This window comes from Arthrobacter sp. MDB1-55 (assembly GCF_059092925.1).
Genome location: NZ_JBNHID010000002.1, coordinates 225,261 through 247,989 on the forward strand (window position 1 = coordinate 225,261; position 22,729 = coordinate 247,989).

General features: G+C 63.6%; 22 protein-coding genes. 11 read left to right on the plus strand and 11 right to left on the minus strand.

The window, feature by feature from the left end; genetic code table 11:
* Position 1 precedes the first annotated feature (1 nt).
* Both AC5RU3_RS08210 and AC5RU3_RS08215 read right to left on the minus strand, forming a co-directional pair.
* Entirely contained in the window at positions 2 to 1,024 is a 1,023-nt protein-coding gene (locus AC5RU3_RS08210; protein ID WP_493965262.1) for a 2-hydroxyacid dehydrogenase, read from the minus strand.
* On the minus strand, positions 1,018 to 2,334 hold the full coding sequence (locus AC5RU3_RS08215) for an enolase C-terminal domain-like protein (RefSeq protein WP_493965263.1): 1,317 nt from the start codon (positions 2,332 to 2,334) through the stop codon (positions 1,018 to 1,020). The genes AC5RU3_RS08210 and AC5RU3_RS08215 overlap by 7 nt, the downstream gene beginning before the upstream one ends.
* Before the next feature lie 101 nt (positions 2,335 to 2,435).
* Between AC5RU3_RS08215 and AC5RU3_RS08220 the strand changes: the two genes are divergently transcribed.
* The 5 genes from AC5RU3_RS08220 (at position 2,436) to AC5RU3_RS08240 (ending at position 7,108) form a co-directional block, all read left to right on the plus strand.
* Positions 2,436 to 3,356 (plus strand): LysR family transcriptional regulator, encoded by a 921-nt coding sequence (locus AC5RU3_RS08220; protein ID WP_309070730.1) that lies wholly within the window; start codon positions 2,436 to 2,438, stop codon positions 3,354 to 3,356.
* 185 nt (positions 3,357 to 3,541) lie between these two features.
* Positions 3,542 to 4,546: a tripartite tricarboxylate transporter substrate binding protein gene (locus AC5RU3_RS08225; RefSeq protein ID WP_493965264.1), complete on the plus strand. Its 1,005-nt coding sequence runs from the start codon at positions 3,542 to 3,544 to the stop codon at positions 4,544 to 4,546.
* A gap of 47 nt (positions 4,547 to 4,593) precedes the next feature.
* On the plus strand, positions 4,594 to 5,154 hold the full coding sequence (locus tag AC5RU3_RS08230; RefSeq protein WP_309070728.1) for a tripartite tricarboxylate transporter TctB family protein: 561 nt from the start codon (positions 4,594 to 4,596) through the stop codon (positions 5,152 to 5,154).
* Between the two features lie 26 nt (positions 5,155 to 5,180).
* On the plus strand, positions 5,181 to 6,698 hold the full coding sequence (locus AC5RU3_RS08235; protein WP_309070727.1) for a tripartite tricarboxylate transporter permease: 1,518 nt from the start codon (positions 5,181 to 5,183) through the stop codon (positions 6,696 to 6,698).
* A gap of 8 nt (positions 6,699 to 6,706) precedes the next feature.
* Positions 6,707 to 7,108 (plus strand): universal stress protein, encoded by a 402-nt coding sequence (locus tag AC5RU3_RS08240; protein WP_309070726.1) that lies wholly within the window; start codon positions 6,707 to 6,709, stop codon positions 7,106 to 7,108.
* A gap of 2 nt (positions 7,109 to 7,110) precedes the next feature.
* Here AC5RU3_RS08240 and AC5RU3_RS08245 read toward each other — a convergent pair whose 3' ends face one another.
* The 4 genes from AC5RU3_RS08245 to AC5RU3_RS08260 form a co-directional block, all read right to left on the minus strand.
* Positions 7,111 to 7,374: a glutaredoxin family protein gene (locus tag AC5RU3_RS08245; RefSeq protein WP_309070725.1), complete on the minus strand. Its 264-nt coding sequence runs from the start codon at positions 7,372 to 7,374 to the stop codon at positions 7,111 to 7,113.
* A 9-nt stretch (positions 7,375 to 7,383) separates the two neighbouring features.
* Positions 7,384 to 8,103 (minus strand): FadR/GntR family transcriptional regulator, encoded by a 720-nt coding sequence (locus AC5RU3_RS08250; RefSeq protein WP_493965265.1) that lies wholly within the window; start codon positions 8,101 to 8,103, stop codon positions 7,384 to 7,386.
* Between the two features lie 49 nt (positions 8,104 to 8,152).
* Positions 8,153 to 9,286 carry an L-talarate/galactarate dehydratase gene (locus AC5RU3_RS08255; RefSeq protein WP_493965266.1) on the minus strand — a complete coding sequence of 378 codons (1,134 nt, stop codon included), beginning with the start codon at positions 9,284 to 9,286 and terminating at the stop codon, positions 8,153 to 8,155.
* A gap of 64 nt (positions 9,287 to 9,350) precedes the next feature.
* On the minus strand, positions 9,351 to 10,157 hold the full coding sequence (locus AC5RU3_RS08260; protein ID WP_493965267.1) for a carbon-nitrogen hydrolase family protein: 807 nt from the start codon (positions 10,155 to 10,157) through the stop codon (positions 9,351 to 9,353).
* A gap of 64 nt (positions 10,158 to 10,221) precedes the next feature.
* Between AC5RU3_RS08260 and AC5RU3_RS08265 the strand changes: the two genes are divergently transcribed.
* A complete protein-coding gene (locus AC5RU3_RS08265; protein ID WP_309070721.1) occupies positions 10,222 to 10,725 on the plus strand; it encodes a DUF427 domain-containing protein in 504 nt (167 codons plus the stop codon).
* Between the two features lie 3 nt (positions 10,726 to 10,728).
* On the opposite strand, the gene AC5RU3_RS08270 is transcribed toward AC5RU3_RS08265, so the two are convergent.
* Complete coding sequence (locus AC5RU3_RS08270; RefSeq protein WP_493965268.1) at positions 10,729 to 11,850, minus strand: alanine racemase; 1,122 nt, start codon at positions 11,848 to 11,850, stop codon at positions 10,729 to 10,731.
* 100 nt (positions 11,851 to 11,950) lie between these two features.
* Between AC5RU3_RS08270 and AC5RU3_RS08275 the strand changes: the two genes are divergently transcribed.
* Positions 11,951 to 12,688 carry a SurA N-terminal domain-containing protein gene (locus AC5RU3_RS08275; RefSeq protein WP_309070719.1) on the plus strand — a complete coding sequence of 246 codons (738 nt, stop codon included), beginning with the start codon at positions 11,951 to 11,953 and terminating at the stop codon, positions 12,686 to 12,688.
* A 67-nt stretch (positions 12,689 to 12,755) separates the two neighbouring features.
* On the opposite strand, the gene AC5RU3_RS08280 is transcribed toward AC5RU3_RS08275, so the two are convergent.
* Together AC5RU3_RS08280 and AC5RU3_RS08285 are read right to left on the minus strand one after the other, a co-directional pair.
* Positions 12,756 to 14,045, minus strand: a complete 1,290-nt coding sequence (locus AC5RU3_RS08280; RefSeq protein ID WP_309124009.1) for an adenylosuccinate synthase — start codon at positions 14,043 to 14,045, stop codon at positions 12,756 to 12,758.
* A 210-nt stretch (positions 14,046 to 14,255) separates the two neighbouring features.
* Positions 14,256 to 14,825 carry a hypothetical protein gene (locus AC5RU3_RS08285; protein ID WP_493965269.1) on the minus strand — a complete coding sequence of 190 codons (570 nt, stop codon included), beginning with the start codon at positions 14,823 to 14,825 and terminating at the stop codon, positions 14,256 to 14,258.
* 199 nt (positions 14,826 to 15,024) lie between these two features.
* Here AC5RU3_RS08285 and AC5RU3_RS08290 point away from each other — a divergent pair, with 199 nt between their 5' ends.
* A complete protein-coding gene (locus tag AC5RU3_RS08290) occupies positions 15,025 to 15,876 on the plus strand; it encodes a DUF72 domain-containing protein (RefSeq protein ID WP_309124008.1) in 852 nt (283 codons plus the stop codon).
* On the opposite strand, the gene AC5RU3_RS08295 is transcribed toward AC5RU3_RS08290, so the two are convergent.
* Both AC5RU3_RS08295 and AC5RU3_RS08300 read right to left on the minus strand, forming a co-directional pair.
* Complete coding sequence (locus AC5RU3_RS08295) at positions 15,836 to 16,741, minus strand: RNA polymerase sigma-70 factor (protein ID WP_309124007.1); 906 nt, start codon at positions 16,739 to 16,741, stop codon at positions 15,836 to 15,838. The two genes, AC5RU3_RS08290 and AC5RU3_RS08295, sit on opposite strands and share 41 nt — an antisense overlap.
* Positions 16,742 to 16,745: 4 nt before the next feature.
* The gene (locus AC5RU3_RS08300; RefSeq protein ID WP_493965270.1) at positions 16,746 to 18,062 is read right to left on the minus strand and encodes an NAD(P)/FAD-dependent oxidoreductase; all 1,317 of its coding nucleotides are present in this window, start codon (positions 18,060 to 18,062) and stop codon (positions 16,746 to 16,748) included.
* Positions 18,063 to 18,217: 155 nt separating this feature from the next.
* On the opposite strand from AC5RU3_RS08300, the gene AC5RU3_RS08305 reads away from it, so the two are divergent.
* The 3 genes from AC5RU3_RS08305 to AC5RU3_RS08315 all read left to right on the plus strand — a co-directional run bounded on the left by AC5RU3_RS08305 (position 18,218) and on the right by AC5RU3_RS08315 (position 22,659).
* Positions 18,218 to 20,872: a calcineurin-like phosphoesterase C-terminal domain-containing protein gene (locus AC5RU3_RS08305; RefSeq protein WP_493965271.1), complete on the plus strand. Its 2,655-nt coding sequence runs from the start codon at positions 18,218 to 18,220 to the stop codon at positions 20,870 to 20,872.
* A 130-nt stretch (positions 20,873 to 21,002) separates the two neighbouring features.
* Entirely contained in the window at positions 21,003 to 22,115 is a 1,113-nt protein-coding gene (locus tag AC5RU3_RS08310; RefSeq protein ID WP_493965272.1) for a spore photoproduct lyase family protein, read from the plus strand.
* A gap of 70 nt (positions 22,116 to 22,185) precedes the next feature.
* Positions 22,186 to 22,659: a cupin domain-containing protein gene (locus tag AC5RU3_RS08315; RefSeq protein WP_309124004.1), complete on the plus strand. Its 474-nt coding sequence runs from the start codon at positions 22,186 to 22,188 to the stop codon at positions 22,657 to 22,659.
* Positions 22,660 to 22,729: the final 70 nt, after the last annotated feature.

Here is a 22,729-nt window from a genome sequence, read left to right on the forward strand (position 1 = left end):
GCTAACGGACCCGGTTCCTCAAGGCTTGGCCCTGAGCCAGCCGGTTCACGTTCTCGGCGATGTCATCGGCTCGCAGTTCGAATGTGGAGCGCGCGTGCCCCGAGTAGTGCGGCGTGGCCAGGACGTTGGGAAGGTCCGCGAAAGGGAAATCCGCGGGCGGGGTGCGTCCGCTCTCCGGAGCGCCCCACCATACGTCGATTGCGGCGCCTCCAATGCTGCCATCCCTCAGAGCCGCGTACAGCGCGGATTGGTCTACCACCGGGCCGCGCGCGACGTTGATCAGCAGTGCATCCTCCCGCATCGCCGCCAGTTCGGCAGATCCGATCATGCCCTCAGTCGCGGGCGAGAGCGGAACGGTGATGACAACGACGTCGGACTCCGCCAGCAGGCGCGGCAGGTCCGAGATTCCCCCTACCCAGCGCGGGCAGGTGCCGTCCGGCACAGGGACGTCCGGGCGGTTGCGAACCGCCACCACCTCCATTCCCACAGCATGGGCCAGGCTCGCGGTCGCGCTGCCGATTCCGCCGAATCCCACGAGGCCAAGCGTCATGGTGTCCAGTGTGCGGTGCAACGGCACATGCCCATCAGTGGCGATGGTCCGCCAGGTCCCGTGCCGCAACTCACCGCTGACACTTGGAAGCCTGCGCGTGAGCGCGAGAATACACATGAGCACGTGCTCCGCGATGGGCCGTTCGTGGTGGAAGGTGTTCGTGACCGCCGTCTCCGCCGGCAGAGCGCCGACAGCAACCCGGTCGAGTCCCGCACCGGTGACCTGAACCAGGCGAGCGCCGCAGGCTGCGGCCTGCCGGGAGTCCAGCCGTGAACAAACAACGACGTCGGCGGTGGTCATTGCGTGAAAGCTTTCCTCCGGAGCCGCATCAGCTACGAAATGCCAGCGGTGATCCGGTGCACCAGTCATCAATCTGTCGGCGAAGCGCGAGATGATCGGGTCAGTGACCACCACGTCCAATACGGGGGGAAGGCGCTGAAGCTGGTTGCGCTCCCCCGCTTCGGTTGTCACCACCGCGGGCTCTTGAGTTCGTACTCCGGTTGGATCCGCCGCATGTACCCGGTGTCGTCACGTTCGGTGAGGCCGCTGTCCAGGTACTGCCGGTGCAGCCGTTCCAAGGCATCCGGGTCAAGTTCCACGCCGAGGCCGGGCGCCGTCGGCACAGCAACCGCGCCGTCCTGGAACGAGAGGGATCCGGGAAGGACGACGTCCTCATCGTCACGTTTCCACGGCCAGTGTGTGTCACACGCATAATCCAGATTCGGAGTAGCCGAAGCGAGGTGCACCATCGCCGCGAGGCTGATGCCGAGATGCGAGTTGGAGTGCATGGAGAGCCCCAGTCCGAAAGTCTCCGCGATTCCAGCCAGGGCCTGTGACCGGCGCAGGCCGCCCCAGAAATGGTGGTCCGACAGCACGACGTCAACGGCTCCGGCCGCAACCGCCGGAGGAACGTCATTGAAGCTGACTACGCACATATTGGTGGCGAGCGGCAGGTCTACACCGCGGCGGACCTCGGCCATGCCTTCGATTCCGGGAGTGGGGTCTTCGAGATACTCAAGGACGCCCTCCAATCTTCGACCTATCCGGACTGACGTCTCCACGGTCCACGCGCCGTTGGGGTCGATGCGCAGCGGCATATCGGGGAATTCGGCGCGGAGTGCCTCGATAGCGGCGGCTTCCTCGTCCGGGGCAAACACTCCGCCTTTAAGCTTGAGTGCACCGAACCGGTAGTCGGCCACCATGCGCTGTGCCTGCGCAACGATACCGTCGGCATCCAGCGCCGGACCCCAGCCGTCGTCGGACTGTCCTGGATGCCCCGCCCACTTGTAGAACAGGTAGCCGCTGAACGGGACAGTATCGCGGACTGCACCTCCCAGCAGTGCACTGACCGGTAATCCGAGGGCTTTGCCCTGGATATCGAGTGCAGCAACGTCGAACGGGGAAAGCACTCGGTCCGCTGTGGAGGAGCCGGTGACCATACCGCTCATCCCGTGGCCGCCCTGCGTCTTGTCGGTTGCCAGCGCTCGGGTGATCCGGATGCGAAGGTCGTTGATATTGAAAGGATCAGCTCCGGTGACCGCTGCTGCGGCCCTACTGAGACGGGCCAGGTGGCCAGCGTCGCCATAGGTCTCACCAAGACCGGTGATACCGGCGTCGGTATGCACTTGGAGGATCGCCCTCAGCGCGAAGGGTTCGTGGACACCCACCGTGTTGAGGAGTGGCGGATCGACGAGAGCAACCGGCGTGACCGTCACACCTGTGATGGTTATCTGACCGGTGTGTATGGAGATGTGCTGAAGCTGGGTTTCTGGAGAGGCCGACATAGGGGTCCTTTCAGAGCGGCCGTGAATTCCTCTCACGCTAGACGGCAGCATTCATGCTGTCCAAGCTAAAATGTGCACGAAACCATGCAAGGAGTGAATCCATGTTCTCCCTGATTCAGCTGGAGTCGTTCGTTGCAGTTGCTGAGGAGTTGCACTTCGGCGCTGCCGCCGCACGCCTCAATATGACCCAGCCTCCACTTAGCCGGCAGATTCAGCTGCTTGAGCGGGAACTCGACGCGCAGTTGTTCGAGCGCAGCAGCAGGAAAGTTGAGCTGACGGCCGCCGGGAAGGTCCTACTGCCCGCTGCCCGTAGCGTGCTCGACCTCTGCAACAAGACATCTCTCGAAGTTCGGCGCGTGTCCTCGGGCGATGCCGGCACGATTGTGATTGGCTACACCGCAATCGCGGGTCAGGTAGCCCTGCCTGGAATCCTTCGGAAGGCCGGAGCGCACATGGCTGGAGTCTCCTTTGTCCTACGTGAAGCGGTCTCAGTCGACCAGTTGGACTCGATCACGAGGGGATCGATAGATATTGGACTGCTTCGCCCCATCGTCGCCCGTCCCGGCGTGGTTACCCGTCCTTTTCTGGAAGACCGGCTGGTGGCGGCGTTGCCGGAGGGCCATGAACTCGCGACGGGTAACGGAGTCTCCCTGAAGCAGCTGGACGGGCTTCCGCTCATGATGTATTCCACCGCCGAAGCCCGTTACTTCTACGACCTGGTGATGCGGCTCTATGAGAGTGCATCGATCCACCCCAAAGTCACTCAGTTTGCCAGTCAGGTGCCCGCCCTACTCGCTTTCGTGGCAGCGGGACTGGGAGTCACTCTGGTGCCGGCATCCTCGAAGGAGTTTGCCCCCTCCGGGGTGCAGTTCGAGGAGCTCCGGGGTCAGGCCGGCCTTGCTGATCTGAACCGGGCAGACTTGCACGTGGCCTGGGGCGAGTCCAGCACCAACCCCGCGGTGCTCCGGCTGCTACGGGTAATTCTTGAGGATTCGGACCAGGAGACCCGGGCGGACACCTAGGGCATCTCCCATCTCGCCTCCCGGAGTTGATGCTCTGGGAGCATCACTCCATGCATTAGTGGGCTTGGACATGCATCACTGCCCCTCCGTAAAGTCTTCTCAGGGTCGGGACGTGAGTGCCATCACATCCCGCACAAACCCCACTGAGTCGAACATCGCCGTTCCTGAATGAGGAGTACCAACTCGTGAAAGCATCCTTTACCCGCCGCGTGCTGACCGCAACCACTGCAGCTGTCGGTGTACTTGCCCTGTCGGCCTGCGGTGGAAACGTCGGCGGCGGCAGCGCTGAATCCACGGAAGAATTCCCCAGCGGCCCCGTCACCATCACCGTTGGTCAGGACGCCGGTGGTTCTACTGACCGGATCGCCCGCGCTATGGCCGAAGGCATGGCAGAAGACCTCGGGGTTGCAGTACCGGTGGTCAATAAGGCCGGCGCCAATGGCGCCCTGGCTACACAGGAAGTCGCCGGCATGGAGGCGGATGGACAGAACCTTATTCTCCTGAACGCATCACTGATCACCATTACGCCGCTCGCCGTCGGCGAAGATGAAGCCGTGAACCTCGACAACCTCGATGTGATCGCGGGGCTTTCCCAGGATGACTACGTACTCGTCGCCAGCAAGGAGTCCGGCTACGAGTCGCTCGAGGACATCAAGGGAGCCAGCGGCAACCTGAACTTCGGCACGACCGGCGTCGGCACCGGCTCCCAGCTCGCGCAGGCAGTCCTGTTCGCGCAGGCTGAGATCGAGGGAACCGCTGTACCTTTCGATTCGGGATCACCGGCTCTGACCGCCGTCATGGGCAACCAGGTCGACGTCGCTACCATCCAGCTCGGCGAGGCTCTCCCGCAGATCGAAGCCGGCACCGTTACCCCCATCGTCACGTTCGCCAAGGAGCGCAGCGAGTTCCTGTCTGACGTACCCACCGCTATCGAAGAGGGCTACGAGGTTCCGGTCTCGCAGTACCGCGCCCTCGCCGCACCAAAGGGATTGTCGGAGGACGCAAAGGCCCGTCTGGTGGAGTCCGTCGACGCAACCCAGGGCACCGAGGCTTACCAGACCTTCAACGAGGAGAACATCCTCGCGCCGTGGGAAGTCTCCGGTGAAGAGGTCGTCGAAGAGTGGAACGCCCTCGCTGAGCAGTACAAGGCGCTGGTAGAGGAATACGACATCTCGCTCGCAGGCGAGTAATAGGTCATCCTGCCCGGTCGAGAACATCAGTTGAAATGAGCACTGCCATGAATCGGAAGCGTGACGATCAGGCCCACACGGCCCCGACGGATTTCGAAAGCGCCATCGATCTGCCGGACCTGACGCCGGAAGAACTAGCCGCCGAATGGGCAGCCGACGCTGCGCCGCCTTCCGGTGCAATCGCCAATCTGGCCGCCTCACTGGTGGCGGCCGGCGTCGGCGTTGCAGGCATGCTGATCGCTCTTGGTCTCGGCCTCGGGACGCCCGGGCAGCCACGCCCCGGCACATGGCCGTTCATCATCAGCCTGATCATCGCCGTCCTCGCCCTCGCGCAGCTGGTTATCGGCCGCCGCGGGGGCGTGGACGGCGAGAAGTTCTCGCCCCTGTCCCGCATGGCAGGCTTTGGCTTCGTGACCTTGCTGGGCATGGTCTGGCTGATGCCGGTCATCGGATTCGAGATTCCGGCACTGCTCCTGTGCTTCATCTGGATGAAGTTCCTCGGCGGTGAAACCTGGCGGGCAGCAACGCTCTATTCGGTGCTCGTCGTCGTTGCCTTCTACGCCATCTTCATCCTGGGTCTGGGGACATCGATCCCCCACCTGCTCTAAGCGCCACCAGGCACAAAGGATTCGCCATGGAATTTTTGAACCCGGTCCTCGACGGTTTCGGCGTCGTACTGGTCCCGCAAAACCTTCTCTACTGCCTGATGGGCGTGGTCATTGGCATGCTCATCGGCGTGCTGCCGGGCCTCGGGCCCGCAGCCACCATCGCCATACTGCTCCCGCTGACCTATGGCATTGAGCCCGTGACCGCGATCATCATGCTTGCCGGCATCTTCTACGGCGCGCAGTACGGCGGCACGATCACCTCAGTCCTGTTGCGCCTGCCCGGTGAGGCAAGCTCGGTCGTCACCGTGTTCGACGGCTATGTTCTGGCCAAGCAGGGCCGGGCTGGCACCGCTCTGGGCATCGCGGCCATAGGCTCATTCATCGGCGGCACTGTCGCCATCATCGGCCTCACTTTCCTCGCTCCCCTGGTTGCAAGCTTCGCACTCGACTTCGGCCCACCGGAGTACACCGCACTGGCACTCGTAGGTATCCTGCTGGTCTCAACCATCAGCGGCGGAACCAAGATCAAGGCGCTCATCGCCGCCGCCGTCGGGCTTCTGTTGGCGACTGTGGGCCGCGATGTCTTCACCGGTGCTGAACGGTTCACCTTCGGCAACCTGAGCCTTGCGGACGGCATCGACTTCGTCCCGATCGCGATGGGTCTCTTCGGCGTCGGCGAGATCCTGTACAACCTCGAAGAGCGCCACCGCGCGGCAAGCGCACCAGCCAAGGTCGCGAATGTCTGGCCTTCCCGCAAGGACCTCCGTCAGTCCTCCGGAGCGATCGCCCGCGGTTCTGTCCTCGGGTTCTTCCTCGGCATCCTGCCCGGCGGCGGTGCGACGATCTCCTCGATGGTTTCCTACGCTGTCGAGAAGAAGCGCGCCAAGCGGCCGGAACGGTTCGGAAAGGGTGCAGTGGAAGGCGTCGCCGGCCCTGAAACCGCCAACAACGCCGCGGCCACGAGCTCCTTCATTCCACTGCTGACCCTGGGCATTCCGGCCAACGCCACCATGGCAATCATCTTCGGAGCGCTGCTCATCCAGGGCGTCACCCCCGGTCCGCAGCTGATTTCCGAGGACCCGGAACTGTTCTGGGGCGTCGTGAACTCGATGTACATCGGCAACATCCTGCTGCTGATCATGTCCATCCCGCTCGTCGGCCTGTTCGTCAAAATCCTGCGGGTCCGGGGGGCCATCCTGGCGCCCATTACTGCGCTCATCACCATCCTCGGCGCTTTCACCATCCGCAACTCCATGTTTGACGTCCTGCTCGTGGTGCTCTTCGGCGCACTCGGCTACCTCATGAAGAAGTTCGGCTTCGAGCCCGGTCCCCTGGTGCTGGCGTTCGTACTGGGTGAGCTGCTGGAGTCAAACCTGCGGCGTTCGCTTCTCGTTCTTGAAGGCGACGTCTCCGGATTCTTCACCCGTCCCATCACAGCCGTGCTGCTGGCGATCTTCGTCCTCGTAGCAGTGGGCCCCATGATCCAGTCCGCTCTGGCAAAGCGCCAGCAGCGCCAAAACGCCCGCGTCAGCGCCGATTCCTAGGAGAAGTTATGAGCATCATGGTTGGCTATGTTCCCACCCCCGTCGGTGAGGCGGCTGTTGCAGCAGCCATCAGCGAAGCGAAACTCCGCCAGGAGGAGCTCCTGATCGTGAACTCCGTGCGCGAAGGTTCGCGCGTGGACAAGTCCGTGGCGAGCGATGAGGACCTGCAGCGCCTGCAGGCAACCGCCGACGACGCCGGCATCCCCTCACGCGTGCTGCGCCCCTCCCACAGGGACGACCTCGCGGAAGAGATCCTGGAGCTTGCCACAGAGCACAACGTCTCCCTGATCGTCATCGGACTCCGTCAACGGTCACAGGTGGGCAAGTTCATCATGGGCTCACACGCCCAGCGGATCCTCCTGCAGGCCGACCGCCCGGTTCTTGCCGTCAAGCCTTCCGCACAGGACTAGTACTACGCCAGCAGATTCAGCTCGCGGAGCTTTGCCTCAACCTCGGGATTGGTCGGCTCGACCTGGTGGGCGCCGTCGGGGTACACCACCACCGGGATGTTCGTCCGGCCAGAGATCTTCCGGGCGTCCTCCGCCGCATCCGGGGTGTCGACCAGGTTGATGTACTGGTAGTCGATGCCGAGCTCGTCGAGCTGTCGCTTGGTCCGGATGCAGTCGCGGCACCAGTCAGCACCGTACATGCGGATAATCTCTGGGTTCGCAGTCATGCAACAATCCTACGTCCGGCGCTTGAACTGCTCTCGGGAGATTGTGCCCTCCAGCCGGTCACGCGAGTTGGCCAGGTGCAGGCGCATGGCCGCTGCGGCTGTGAACGGATCCTTCGACGCAATGGCGTTGCGCACGGCAGCATGCTCAAGGGCGACGCGTCGCAGCCGCTCGGGCCGCCCGCCGTCGTCGGCTGGTTCCAGACGTTCCGGAGGCATGACGATCATCGCCGGACCCAGGGACAGCAGCGCGTCGACGAAGTAGAAGTTCCCACTGGCCTCCGCCACTGCCCGGTGGAACGCGAAGTCGCAGGAGACCGCCGTGGCCGCATGGTTCCCGGCCGCGTCGAAGGCGGCAAGGGCATCATCCAGGGCAGCAACAGCTCCCGCCCCGGCGTTGGTCGCGGCAAGCGCGGCGGCCTCGCTCTCGACGCCGGTGCGGAACGCCAGTAGCGCACGCCGCTCCTCGAGAGTACGAGGCCGGCGCATGCCACCGGCTGGTTCCTCATCAGCCGACGGCGGCGTCAGGGCGAAACTGCCGCTCCCCCGACGCGTGTGCACCAGCCCCTCGGCCTGCAAACGCGACACCGCCTCGCGGACAACGGTGCGGCTGACGCCGAACTCGCTGATCAGCGCGCTTTCGCTGGGCAGCTTCTCGCCGGAGGGAATGGTGCCGTCGACAATACGCCGGCGGAGGCTATCGACGAGTGAGATGGCCAGCGTTTGTTTCATGCTCTTAATGCTGGCATGGCGATGACAGCGTGAGGCTGTTATGCACGGCTCAGCGCGTGCCGAACTCGACGGTGTCCGTGGTCCACGCCCGTGCCTGGTCACTGAACGTGACGCCGAGGCCGGGGCGATTCGGAACGATCATGCGGCCCTCTCGGGTCTCCAGGCGCTCGTTGAACAGCGGGTCGAGCCAGTCAAAGTGCTCCACCCAGGGCTCCCGGGGGTAAGTCGCAGCGAGGTGCAGGTGGATTTCCATGGCGAAGTGCGGAGCGAGGTCCAGACCGGCCTGGTCCGCGAGCGTGGCGAGGCGGAGGAACTGGGTGATGCCGCCGACGCGCGGGGCGTCAGGCTGGATGATGTCGCAGGCGCGGGTGGCAATCAGGCGCTCGTGCTCGGCAACGGAGGCGAGCATCTCGCCGGTGGCGATGGGAGTATCAAGTGCCAGTGCCAGCGCGGCGTGCCCCTCGGCGTCGTACGCGTCGAGGGGTTCCTCAATCCAGACGAGGTCGAACTGCTCAAGCTTGCGGCCCATGCGCAGTGCGGTGGCTCGGTCCCACTGCTGGTTCGCGTCCACCATGAGGGGCACATCCGGGCCGATGTGTTCCCGAACGGCTGCCACACGGCGCAGGTCCTCAGCCGAATCGGGCAGGCCCACCTTGATCTTGATGCCCCCGATGCCCTCGGCCAGGGACTGGGTTGCGCGCTCCTTCACCTCGTCGATCGAGGCGTTGAGGAAGCCGCCGGAGGTGTTGTAGGTGCGCACGGAGTCCCGGTAAGCGCCGAGCAGCTTGGCCAGCGGAAGGTCCGCCCGCTTGGCCTTCAGGTCATACAGCGCGATGTCGAGCGCCGCGAGCGCCTGCGTGGCGACACCGGAGCGGCCCACCGAAGCACCGGCCCACAGCAACTTGTTATACAGCTTCGCAATATCGTTGGGGTCCTCGCCGATCATGGCCTGGGCCACTTCACGTGCGTGGGCGTACTGCGCCGGACCGCCCGCCCGCTTGGAATAGGAGAACCCGAGACCCGAAACGCCCTGCTCCGTCACGATCTCGGCGAAAAGGAACACCACTTCGGTCATCGGTTTCTGGCGGCCGGTGAAGACCTTCGCATCGGAAATCGGCGTAGCCAGCGGCAGCGTTGCCGTGGAGAGCTTGACGTGGCGGATTGCATCGGGGGAATAAGTCATCGCGGAACCTTCGGGAGAGCGGATCGGACAACTTATCGTACAACTCGCTTACTTATCATACAAGCTAACGCGCTTCGACGATCTTCTCGTTCGGCGCGAAGCGGCGGTTCCGCAGCACTGGGAGGAACTCCCGGACCTCCTCGATTCGCTTCCGGGTGACATCCGCAGTGACCACACCCCGCTCCTCGTCATCCAGGAAGACCTGCGGAACCCCCATCGGATCCAGGATCGCCGAGTGTCCGATGGTGTGCGACGACGATGTCCCAGCCGCCGCAATCCACACAGTGTTCTCGATGGCCCGGGCGCGCAGAAGCGTCTCCCAGTGTTCAATCTTGTGGTCCCCTTTGAACCAAGCGGCGGGCACCAGTACGACGTCGGCGCCATGGTCGGCGAGCGCTCTCGCCTGCTCCGGGAAGCGGAGGTCATAGCAGGTCATCAGCCCGACGGTCAGGTCCCCCACCGGCACCACGGTGATACCGCCGTCGCCCGGTTTGATCCGTTGGGACTCCTGATAGCTGAAGGCGTCGTACAGGTGGAGCTTGCGGTAGGTATCCACGATCCTGCCGGTGGCGTCGATGAGCACCAGGGAGTTGTACGGCCGCTCCTCGCCGCTCGTCTCATATCCGCCCGCGACGACGGCGATGTTGAGTTCCGCAGCAAGGAAAGACAGCTGCTGGACAAAGACGGACCATCCGGCAGCCACCGCTTCGGCGAGGACACCCTCGACCTTGCCGATGGAGAACATCGATTCCTCGGGGAAGACGATCAGTTCAGACCCCTCGGCAGCGGCCTCGCGTGCGAGATCCCGCATCGTCGCAACGTTGGCAGCGACGTCGCCGCCCGGCCTGAACTGTCCAACACTGACCTTCATCACGCGGCCCTTTCGAGTAGGAACTGGGGCTGCTTCAAGGGTACAGAAGAGTAGCGTGGCGCCCATGGGTATCAACAGGGTGAAGCGTGAGCAGCCGGAGCGGGGCCAGGAGTCGGTGTGGGATTACCCGCGCCCACCACGCGTCGAGACGTATCCGGGCGTCGTCGTCATCGAATTCGGTGGGCGCGAGATTGCCCGGTCCAGCGGCGCGCTGCGGGTGTTGGAGACGAGCCACCCACCCGGCTTCTACCTCCCGGCAGCCGATTTTGCGCCGGACAGTCTGCGGCCTGTGGAGGGAACCACCTGGTGTGAATTCAAGGGTGAGGCCACCTATTACGACGTCGTTGCCGGCTCCGCACGCGCCGAACGCGCCGCGTGGACCTACCCCAACCCGACGGTCGGCTACGAAAGGCTGGCCGGCACGGTCGCCGTCTATCCCGGCAGGATGGACCGCTGCCTTGTTGACGGCGAGGAGGTTCAGGCGCAGCCCGGCGACTTCTACGGCGGGTGGATCACTTCCAGGGTGGTGGGCCCGTTCAAGGGAGCACCGGGTACCTGGGGCTGGTAGGGCTCAGAACTGCGGGTGCCACACCTCGGTGGCATTACCGTGCACCGCCAGGGCAGTCCGCCACCGGTCGAATACGGAGCACGGGTGCGAAATGCCCAGGTCCACGAGATCCCCGACGCGTAGGTCACCGGCGTCCTTCACCACAGCGTGGTGATCGAAAAGCCGAACGACGACGCCGGTCGGCTCCCCGAGCGTGATGCCGTCCCGGTGGTGCGCGGTGAGTCTGGGCAGGCCGGCGTCGTACGCCAGCTCCCGTTTACCCGCTCCCAGGATTGCCCGCCCCTCCTCCGGCACCGAAACGACGACGGTGCGCACCACCGCAGCGGCGCGCAGGCCCCGCAGCGGCGAGACTTCCGCATACGTACCCGAGTCATGGATGACATAGCAGCCCGAGCGAAGGACATTCACAGACCCTTCGGGCAAAAACTGCGCCGCGCGGTCCTGGAACGCCGAGCCGCCCACCGAGTAGACGGGTTGTTCGACGTCGAACCCGCCGCGAAGTCCGGCAAAGATTCGCACCGCCGCCTCACAGTGCGCGTCGATCGCTGCAAGATTCTCGGGTGTGCGGAGGTTCGGCGCGATTCCCTCGTAGGCGCTGACACCGGCGAAGAGGAGTCCGGGTGCCTTCCGTATCGCTGCGGCCAGGACCGAAGCATCCGCAGCATTCCGAATGCCGGTGCGGCCGCCGGCCACTCCGACGTCGAGCAGTACATGGAGGGGTCGTTCCGCGTCCTCGAAGCCCCGGCTCAGGGCGGCGACGCCTGCGTGGGAGTCGGCGAGGCAGTACAGGCTGACCGAAGGGTTCCGCTCCAGGAGCCGGCGCAGCTCGGAAACCAGCGGCGGGAAGACCACCTCGTTGGCGATCAGGATTCGCCGTGCTCCCCAGGCGACAGCGTGAGCCGCCTGCGCCGGCGTTGCCACCGTTACTCCCCAGGACCCGGGAAGCTGCCGCTGGACTATCTCACGCGTCATCGTCGTCTTGATGTGGGGTGCGAGCACCATCGAGTGCTCAGCCGCCCACTGCTCCTTGAGGGCAATATTGGCGTCGATGGCATCGACATCGAGCAGCAGTTGCGGGAGGCTTAAGAGAGAAATATCCGCATTGAAGTTCTGCATTGCCGCCATTCCGGCATCCTACCGTCCAGCTTCCGCCCAGCGAGCGTCAAGCCGTCGCACATAGGTCGCTGCTAGAGTCTCAGGTCGGTAATCAACAGTAGGAGTGTCTGTGAAGAAGAAGTGGCTGATGAGTGCGGTTCTGGCGGGTTCGCTGGCGTTCGCCACCGGCTGCGCCGGCAACACCGAGGCTGAGCCTGCCCCGAGTGAGAGCGCGGCAAGCACCCCGGCGGAAGCGCCGACGCCCGATCTTGAGGGAGTGCCCGACGTCGTCGCCACCGTGAATGGCGTGGACATCACCAAGGAGGAGTTCAGCACCTCCTATGAGGGCGCGTTCCAGCAAATGGCCATGCAGTCCCAGATGACGGGGCAGGAGGTCGACCAGGAGCAGCTCAAGACCCAGACCCTCGACAACCTCATCGGCAACAAACTCCTCATTCAGGAAGCCGACAAGCGTGAAATCGAGGCGAGCGAGGAGGATATCACGGCGACAACCGACGAGTTGGTCGCGTCAAACCAGTTCGCCTCGGCTGATGAGCTCTTCGCTGCCCTTGAGGAGCAGGGCATTGCGAAGGAAGAGGCCACGGAGCAGATCAAGCAGCAGGTTCGCCTTGATGCGCTTCTCGCCGAGGAAGGAGCAGACGCCGCTCCCTCCGAAGAGGAATTGAAGGCAGCGTATGAGGAAGCCAAAGCCTCAGGCGCCGCCGCGCAGCAGGGCGGCGAGCTTCCGCCGTATGAGGAGTTGAAGCCGCAGCTTGAACAGCAGGTCAAGCAGCAGAAGAAATCCGACGTGGCAGTCGCCCTGGTGGAAGAGCTTCGGGAAAGCGCCGACGTCGTCAACAATCTGTAGACAGCAAGCCAAACAAGAAACGGCTAGGTTCCTTTGCGGGAACCTAGCCGTTTCTGTTACAGCGGACCTAGCCGCCGATGAGGTCGTTGATCACGATCGTCTGGTCGCGGTCCGGCCCGACGCCGATCGCGGAGAACCGTGTACCGGACATTTTCTCCAACGCGCGCACGTACGTCTGCGCATTCTCGGGCAGGTCCTCGAGGGTGCGCGCTCCGGTGATGTCCTCGGTCCAGCCTTCGAAGTACTCAAAGATCGGCTTCGCATGGTGGAATTCGGTCTGGGTCATGGGCATCTCATCGTGGCGGACGCCGTCGACGTCGTACGCTACGCACACCGGGATCCGCTCGATACCGGTCAGGACATCCAGCTTGGTCACAAAGTAGTCGGTGAACCCGTTGACGCGGGAAGCATGGCGCGCCAGCACGGCGTCGTACCAGCCACAGCGTCGCGGACGTCCGGTGTTCACACCGAACTCACCGCCCGTTTTCTGCAGGTAGATGCCCATCTCGTCGAACAGTTCGGTGGGAAACGGCCCGGCACCGACGCGGGTGGTGTACGCCTTGATGATGCCCACGGCGCGGTTGATGCGCGTAGGCCCGATGCCGGATCCTACGGACGCCCCACCGGCGGTGGGGTTCGACGACGTCACGAACGGGTAGGTGCCGTGGTCGACGTCGAGGAAGGTCGCCTGCCCGCCCTCCATGAGGACCACCTTGCCGGCGTCGAGCGCTTCGTTCAGCACGTAGGTCGAGTCGATGACCAGCGGCCGGAGCCTTTCGGCGAAGGAGGTGAAGTACTGGACAATCTCCTCGACCTCAACGTCGCGGCGGTTGTAAACCTTGACCAGGAGTTCGTTCTTCTGCTTCAGCGATCCCTCGACCTTCTGGCGGAGAATCGATTCATCGAAGACGTCCTGCACCCGGATGCCCAGGCGTGCGACCTTGTCCATGTACGCCGGGCCGATACCGCGCCCGGTGGTGCCGATGGCACGCTTGCCGAGGAAGCGTTCGGTGACCTTGTCTAGGACCTGGTGGTAGGGGGCGACCAGGTGCGCGTTCGCGGAGACGCGCAGCTTCGAGGTGTCCGCCCCGCGGGCCTCGAGCCCCTCGATCTCCTGAAAGAGCGCCTCGAGGTTGATGACGCAGCCATTGCCGATGATCGGTACGGCGTTGGGGCTGAGAATGCCGGCGGGAAGGAGCTTGAGCTCGTACTTCTCACCGCCGACGACGACGGTATGCCCGGCGTTGTTGCCGCCGTTCGGCTTCACGACGTAGTCCACGCGCCCGCCTAGCAGGTCTGTGGCCTTGCCTTTGCCTTCATCGCCCCATTGGGCTCCGACAATCACAATTGCTGGCATGGGATCCTCCCCCATTGTTTGGCGGCAACTACAGGCGCGCCGCGAGCCGCGCCAAGTGTGCCGCCGTGCATGAGAATGCCCCAAGGCTTCCGCAAGCGTTCTCCGCTTCGAAGTCCGGGGCTCTTACCACGCAAGTTTAGCGGACTTCGGTTTGGGGATGCTGTCGGCACAAAGCAGTTGTTCATACAACGCCGCCGCCGCGACCTGACGTCAGAACAGGTCGGAGCTGTTGATGAATCCGACCACCATGGCCGTCCACCAGCAGGTCTGTGAGATTGCGAGGCAGATGAGCAGGTGGATCCGCATACCGGACGGCACGTCACCGAACCTGGTTCCCGCCGGCATGGAATTCAACCGGCGCATGCACGGAATCAGGAGAATCCCGTTGAGCATCAGCATCAGGACGGCCGAGACCTTGACGATGGTCAGCGGATTCTCCATGGCCGGGTTGACCAGGGCGCCGGTGACCAGCAGGCCGGCCAGCCCACCCCAGATGATCGGCATGGCGGCTGACTCGATTCGGCTGGTTTCCACGAGCTTGCGTCGTGAGATCAGCCAGAGGAATCCCACCCAGTCGACGAGGAGGACGGCACCGAATGCGGCTACCAGGGAGATGGTGTGCGCAATCAAGGCAATCTTCGCCACGCCCGGATCCACACGCAGGGCGGCGCCAATCGATACGGAAAGGATCCAGGCCGCGGTGGCTCCCACGGCCAGAAGGGCGATTCGCGGGGGCGAATACGTTGTACGCAGCGCAACGCGGGGAAGAGCGGAATCCATGATCTTCAGCTTCTGTCGTGAGCGACCTTGTCGCAGTGGAGGTAGAGGAAAGTGTGTCTCCGGCTCCTTGTCTGTTGTCCCCCAACAGCGGCTGAGGACTGCATTTTACGCCCGTGCTGACCCGCCAACAAGGAAAATTACCTCCACCAACTAGGTAGTGCACTGGTGCCGATACTGCTCTGCGCGATAGCGTTCGGCCATGCCAGATTCCCAGCCCCGAGCCCGAATCGGCATCTCCGGCTGGCGCTACGCACCGTGGCGCAAGTCCTTCTACCCGAGCGGCCTTCCGCAGCGGCTCGAGCTTGAGTACGCCGCATCGCAACTGGACACCATTGAGATCAACGGGACCTTCTACTCGCTGCAGCACCGGGACAGCTTCCTCCGCTGGCGTGACAGCGTGCCCGCCGATTTCAATTTCTCCGTCAAGGGCCCGCGCTACATCACGCACATGCTCGGGCTGCGAAACGCCGACACGGCGCTGGCCAATTTTTTCGCGTCGGGCGTGCTGGCCCTGGGCCCGCGCCTTGGGCCGGTTCTCTGGCAACTGCCGGCCACCCGCCGCTTCGATCCTGAGCTGCTGGAGAACTTCCTCTCCCTACTGCCAACAACGACGACGGCGGCCGCCAAGCTCGCGCGCGGCCACGACGAGCGGCTCAAGGACCGCGATTGGGTCACAACGGACGCGGAACGGCGCATTCACCACGTACTCGAGCCCCGCCACGAGAGCTTCGGCAGCGAGGAGAGCCTGGAGATCCTGCGCCGCCACGCCGTCGGGCTGGTGGTGGCCGACTCGGCAGGAAAGTGGCCCCAGTTCCGTGAGGTGACCGGCGACGTCGTCTATGTCCGGCTGCATGGCAGCACCGAGCTCTACACGAGCGGTTACACGGATGCGGAACTGGACGAGTGGGCTGCGCTGTGCGGCGGCTGGCTGTCCGGCAAAACCTGCCCGGACGGCCGCGGGCGCGAGGTCTACGTGTATTTCGACAATGACGTGAAGGTGCACGCCCCGTTCAACGCGATCGGCCTCGCGGAGCGGTTAGGGCGTCGGTGAAGCCTGCGGCCGAACTGGCGGCGCCGAGCTTGTCAGGGTTTCTGACCAGGTATACGCCCGTCACGCAGTCATTACTCGACTGAATCAGTGCGACGACGTCAATCCTCGTTCCGCTGAAGACAACGAGGGCGGGCATGCCGTTCAGCAGTGTGGCCTCCACCCGCATCTCCGGAACGGGAGTCTTGGCAATTCCCAGCAGGAAACGAGCGATGTTGTCCGCACCGACCACAGGCTTGCGGGCCGCCGAGACCTTCCCTCCGCCGTCGGAAAGAAGGACCGCTCCCGGGGCGAGAACATCCATCAGGGACTGCATATCGCCGCCCAGAAGGGCCGTAAGGAACCGGTCAGAGACCGCTTTCTGCCTTTGCGCATCCACGTCGAACCGGGGTTGCCGCGCGCGAACGTGGGCCTTCGCCCGGCTCGCGATCTGGCGGACGGCTGCCTGCGTCTTTCCGGTGGCCTCAGCGATTTCCGCGTAGGGAAAATCGAAAACCTCACGCAGGACGAACACAGCGCGCTCATCCGGGGACAAGGTCTCCAGCACCACGAGCATTGCGAAGGACAGGGACTCGCTCAGTACAGCGTTATCGGCGACATCAGGAGCGACGACGATGGGCTCAGGAAGCCAGGGGCCTACGTAATCCTCGCGTCTGCGCTGAGCCGTGCGCAGGGAATTCAAAGCTTGCCGCGTCACGGTCTTGGCAAGATAGGCGCGCGGATTCTGGACCGTTGCGGCGTCAACGTCGGTCCACCTGAGGAAACTGTCCTGAAGGACATCCTCGGCATCCGTCGCCGTACCGGTGATCTCGTAGGCAATGGTGAAGAGCAGCGAACGGTGTTCCTCGAAAAGACCAGCGGCGCCCACAGTTCTACCTCGCCTCCGCTGGCTGGGGGCCTTTCGGCCAACTGTACGAACCGCTTCGACGAAGCTCACTCCTGATCCAGGACAACGTCATCCTGCACACCTGCGCCTTCGTCATCCCTGCCAGCCGACCCTTCAGTATGACGCCGCGGGGGCGGTCATCCGCCCGAACGGCCTGAACGAGTCCTGACCGGCGCCCCAAGCTGATGCACGTGAGCATATACCCTGCCGAGAGCGGCACCGGCGTTCGCCCGTCGAGCCGAGCCAGGATGCTGTCGGCCGCGTGGGCACCCAACGGCAGGGCTGTCGCACAACTCATACGCAGGTGACCAGCGACGGCTTCCGGGGCTCGGATCGCGTCGCCCGCGCCGAAGATGTCGGGGTATCGCAGACACCTTAGGGATTCGTCGACCAGGAGACGCCCGCGGGAATCGGTAGGCAGCCCGCTGTCTCGGGCCAGGCTGGGCGCGCTGAGCCCTACAGTCCACACAGTGCAGGCCGATCCCAGGGAGGTGCCGTCCGACCTTTGAATCGAAGAAGTATCGCACCGTTGCACGTCCGTATTCTCCATCATCTCGACGCGGAGAGCTGACAGCCGTTGTGTGATCGCGCGGCGCCCTGGTTCTGACAGATGTTCGGCGATGCGCCCGCGGGAAAGGAGCCGCACGGCCAACCGGGGGTGCTGTTCAGCGATCTCGGCCGCCACCTCGATCCCCGTCAGGCCTGCCCCAACCACGCTGATCACTGAACCCGGATCCAACCGGAAGAGCCGGGCCCGTAACCGATCGGCGTCGTCGTGGCTGGTAAGGGCGAACGCCCCGGTGGGGACGTTCGACTGTTCGTGCGTGCTGCCCACCGCATACAGCAGCAGATCGTATTCGAGCGGCATGGGGTCACCGGTCAGATGCACCCTGCGACGCTCAGGATCGACACGGGAAGCAGTACCTTCAACCATTACCACGCGCTCATGGAGGAGCGAGCGCATCGGCACAAACGCTGACTCCCGGCTTCCTGCTGCGACCTCATGCAGGCGGATCTTCTCCACGAAATCGGCCATCGGATTGAGTACGGTCACGCTGACAGATCCTTGCATCCGCTGATCTCCAGCGATCCTGTTGGCGGCCATCACTCCTGCGTACCCCGCACCGATGATGACCACACGACTGCATGTTGACACTTGGTCCTCCCAGATTGAATTGCCTCTACGCACATGAGACACCGCCGACGTCCCCGATGTGACAGCTGCCGTGACGCCCTGCAGACGCCGGTGGCGATGACCGAACAAGTTGCACCCGCGGAAACCGTCAGCTGACGGATTAGACACCCATCCTTTGACTCCCGTTCATTCCGCCGGGAAAGAGTCGATAGTGCTCTCCGCCCAACAGGGCAACCCTCAACAGGAAGTTCAGTTTCGTGCGCCAATCGCCTCTTCCCGAAAGATTCCGCTTATCCCGGCCGTTATGCCTGACCGCCGGCACTATGGTTCTGCTGGCCATCAGCTCCATGGTTGGCCCTGCCGCCACTGCCGCTCCAGCACCGGCCCTGCAGCCCGACCCGACGCTGAGAACAGCACCGCTGCAGATTACGGAGGTCACACCCGACACCTCCAACATGGGCGGCGCCGACGCCTTTGAGTTCATCGAGGTCTACAACGCCTCGTCGGAGCCCGTCGATTTCAGTGACTACACCCTGCGCTACCTCTACCCTCGCGCGGACCTCAGCAACTCCAACGTGGTGGACTGGCCCGCCAAGCAGCGGAATGTTTCCATCGCTCCCGGAGCCACACTGGTCTTCTGGATCAAGAACGGTCGTAACGACTCACTGACTGACGTGGACTTCAATGCCAAATTCGGCACGTCCCTCGTCATGAACGAAAACCTCGTGGAGATCTTCACCGGTGGCATGGCTAACGGCTCGCCGCGCGGACTGGAAATTTCGACCAACACGGGCTTCGGCCTCAACCGTGCCTATTACAACCTCGACGGCGCCGACAACACCGTCCCTGATCAGGGCATCCACTACGCGGTCAACCCTGATGATCCGACCCGCCAGACGCTGATCACGACGGCTCCAGCTACGCCCGGCGAGGTTACCCCGGATCAGGTTCCTTCCGGGCTCGTGGTGCTTCCGCCGGACTCGATTGCCCCGTCGGTGACCGATACGACCGCTGGAAGCATCGATCCCATGGCCGACTTCTCCTTCAAAGCGACGGCCACTGACGATCAGCAGGTTCGCACGGTTACGCTGCATCTGCGCAGCAACGTTGACGCCGAATTCAAGACCCACAATGTGAAGGCTGGGCAGGATAACCGCTACGAACACATCCTCGACGTGTTCGACCCGATGGACAAGCTCTGGTACGAGTACTACTTCACCGTCTCGGACGGAACCCACAGCATCGACACCCAGGTGCGACGCATCGACGTCGAGGGTGCGGCCAGTGAACCCGAGAAGGACAGTTGGGCCGCTACAGCCTACCGGGGCAGCGTCGAGATCATCGAAGCAGCGGGAGCCGAAGAACCGACCCTTGATGGCATTGTCTTCAACGACAAGAACCGAAACTCCACCCAGGATCGGGGTGAGCCCGGCATGCCGGGAGTTACCGTCTCCAACGGCCGGGAGGTCGTTACCACCGATGGGCAGGGTCGCTACGAACTGCCGGCATTCGACAACATGACCGTCTTCGTCACCCAGCCACGCGGATACCAGGTGCCGGTAGACGAGGACAACGTCGCGCAGTTCTTCTACAACCACCTGCCTGCCGGCTCCCCCGCCCTGAAGTACGGGGGCATAGCCCCCACAGGCGCCCTGCCTGACAAGGTGAACTTCCCTGTGGTCAAGAGCGACCTCACTCAGTCGCCCGAACAGCACTGCGTGCTCGGTGCCGATGTCCAGACCTACAACCAACAGGAGGTCAGATTCGCGCGCAACGGTGTCTTTGCCGACCTCGCAGCCCGCACAGACTACGCCGGGTGCGGGGCCCTGTTCCTGGGAGACCTCGTGGGCAACGATCTGTCTCTTTTCTCGCAGACTCGCAACTTGGCCTCCATGCTCAACGGTCCGGCCCGCTTCCTGCCGGGCAACCACGACCTCGACTTCGATTCCCGCGATGGTGAACACGAGTTCGATAGTTTCCGCGCCCAGTTCGGGCCGGAGTATTACTCGTACGAGGCAGGCAAGGCCCACGTGGTGGCGTTGAGCAACATCGTTTACCCCGGCCCGTCGGGCAACAACTACGACTCGGGCCTCAGCGATCGCCAACTGGAGTGGCTGCGTCAGGACATCGCATCCGTCCCGAAGAACCAGGTCATCGTCCTGGCTTCCCATAGCCCCCTGCTCGAGTTCTACTACAGCGAAACCCACGAAACGAACCCGCTGCAGGAGATCTACAAGATTCTCGAAGGCCGTGAAGTCATCTCCGTGGCCGGTCACACCCACATGTCGGAGAACCTGCGGAAGGGCGACCTGATGGCCGGCTGGCTGGACGATGTCGGCGACAAGGGCCTGCCGTTCACGCACCTGACCGTTCCTGCGGTCTCCGGCCAGTGGTACGACGGCCGTGTAACCGAAGAGGGATACCCCACCTCGGTGCAGCGCGACGGCACTCCTCCCGGCGTGCTGACGCTGGACATCAAGAACACTGAGGTTCGGGAACGTTTCACCGCCACCGGCGACGACGGCACAGACCAGATGGCGCTCAGCATCAACTCCCCGACCTACCGCGCCTGGTTCGACCAGTACAAGGGTCTGCCTGGTCGGGCCCCAGCTCCAGAGAATCCACACGCCGTGACCGTAGCGGAGCTCGGTGAAACCTGGTTGACCACCAACTTCTGGATGGGTGCCACCGGCTCTACTGTGCAGGTGTCCATTGATGGCGGGAAATCTTCGGACGCTACACGCACCCAGTCAATGACGGCAGGCGATGTACCGCTGATCGGAGCAGAGTACACCGATCCAGTAGCCACTCTGGAACAGCTGGTGCACGGCGGCGGCGTCCACGACCGTACGTCTCATCTGTGGCGCATCAAGCTACCGACCGACCTGGCCATCGGCAAGCACACCGCCACGGTGACCGCGACCGACGTTCACGGCCGGGAGTTCACTGAGATGATCACCTTCGAGGTCACCGAGTAATATCTCGCTCGATACGACATCGGGTGGTTGCCTCCGCGGCAACCACCCGATGTGCGTCTCGGCACCGGCGGCTCCCATTTACGGTCCAGAAGACGGAACACACGGGGCCTCCGCGTTGTTGTACAAAGTGATGACAACGGCATACCAGGACCTGGATCTGACCGCTATTTCGCCTACCCGCCTGTGGGTTCCCAAGCACGTGATGATCACGCGGGCCGCAGCCGATCTACCCCACACAGCCGAGATCATTCGCCGATGCGAAGGTGCCGGCGTCGACGACATTCGATTCATGCCCGGGAATGCCCTGACCGGCCTTCGCGGTGAGAGTGACCGCGAGACCTACGCATCGGCGAAGAACACCCTCGCCGTAGTGGTTGCCCCTCCCAGCACCCTCAAGCCGCAGCCCATCCCGCCGAGCGCCGACTGGCGGATTGATCTTGCCAAAGGTTGCCCCGCGCACTGCCAGTACTGTTATCTCGCCGGCTCCCTACAGGGCCCGCCCATCACCCGGGTGTACGCCAACATCGACGATGTGCTGAACGGGATCTCCACCCACGCCGACAGAGGCTCAGTCACGCGGGGAACCCCTGAGCGCGGCGTCGAGGGTACGACTTTCGAGCTGTCCTGCTACACCGATCCACTGGGAATCGAGAGCGTGACCGGCTCGCTTGCCGCCGCAATCTCCCGCGTCGGGTCGGGTGAGTTCGGAAGCGACGTGTCGTTGCGCTTCACGACGAAGTTCGACGACGTCGGTGAGTTGGTGGCGCTCGACCACGCCCGTAGGACGCGGGTCCGGTTCTCGGTGAACGCTGCAGAGGTAGCGAACCGTTTCGAAGGTGGGACCGCACGCATGCCCGCGCGGCTCGCGGCGCTGCGCACCATGGCGAGTGCGGGTTACCGGGTTGGCCTCACAATCGCGCCCATCATGCCGATACCTGGTTGGCAGGAGCAGTATGGCGCCCTGTTGGATGACGTTTCCGACGCAGTCGCCGGCATCGCCGACCTCGATCTCACGGCTGAAATCATCACGCACCGCTTCACCCCCGCAAGCAAGGAGGTGCTGCTGGGGTGGTATCCCCGGACCAAACTGGAGATGGATGAAGATCTCCGCAGTCAGAAGCGTTCCAAGTTCGGCGGAATCAAATACGTGTATCCGAAACAGACCATGACGGAAATGCGCGAGTGGTTCACCGACGAGCTGCAGCGGCGCCTGCCGGCTGCGCGGCTTCTTTACTGGACTTGAGCTGAGCTTTCACATAAGCAGTTAATTCTTCGCTGTGGCGATCCTCGGCGAGATGGTCAAGGATGAAGTTATGGACATCAATGACAACGGACCGAAGCCGAATTCTTTCAACATCGAGAGCGCCACTACGGAAAACTCTGCCTACCGCCGCGTCGCCTGGACGGGCAAGCATCTGCAGGTGACGCTCATGTCGATCGAGCCGGGCGGTGCGATCGGCCTGGAAGTGCATCACGGCACGGACCAGTTCCTGCGCATCGACGCCGGAAAGGGTCGCGTGAAGATGGGACCCTCGAAAGACGACCTCTCCTACCAGCAGGACGTCGAGGACGGCTGGAGCATCCAGGTGCCCGCCGGAACCTGGCATGACGTCGAGAACACCGGGGATGAAGCACTCCGTCTCTACACCATCTACGCGCCCACGCACCATGCGCAGGGCATTGTGCAGGACACCCCCGAAGACGCCGAGAAGGACGAGGACGAGGGCCGCGACGAGCCGCCGAGCTGGGTAGAAGAAGTCGACGACAAGGGTGAAGAGTCTGCTTAAGTATCCGCAGTCATAACAAACGACGACGGCGCCGCACCCCTGATGGGGCACGGCGCCGTTTCGTTGGATC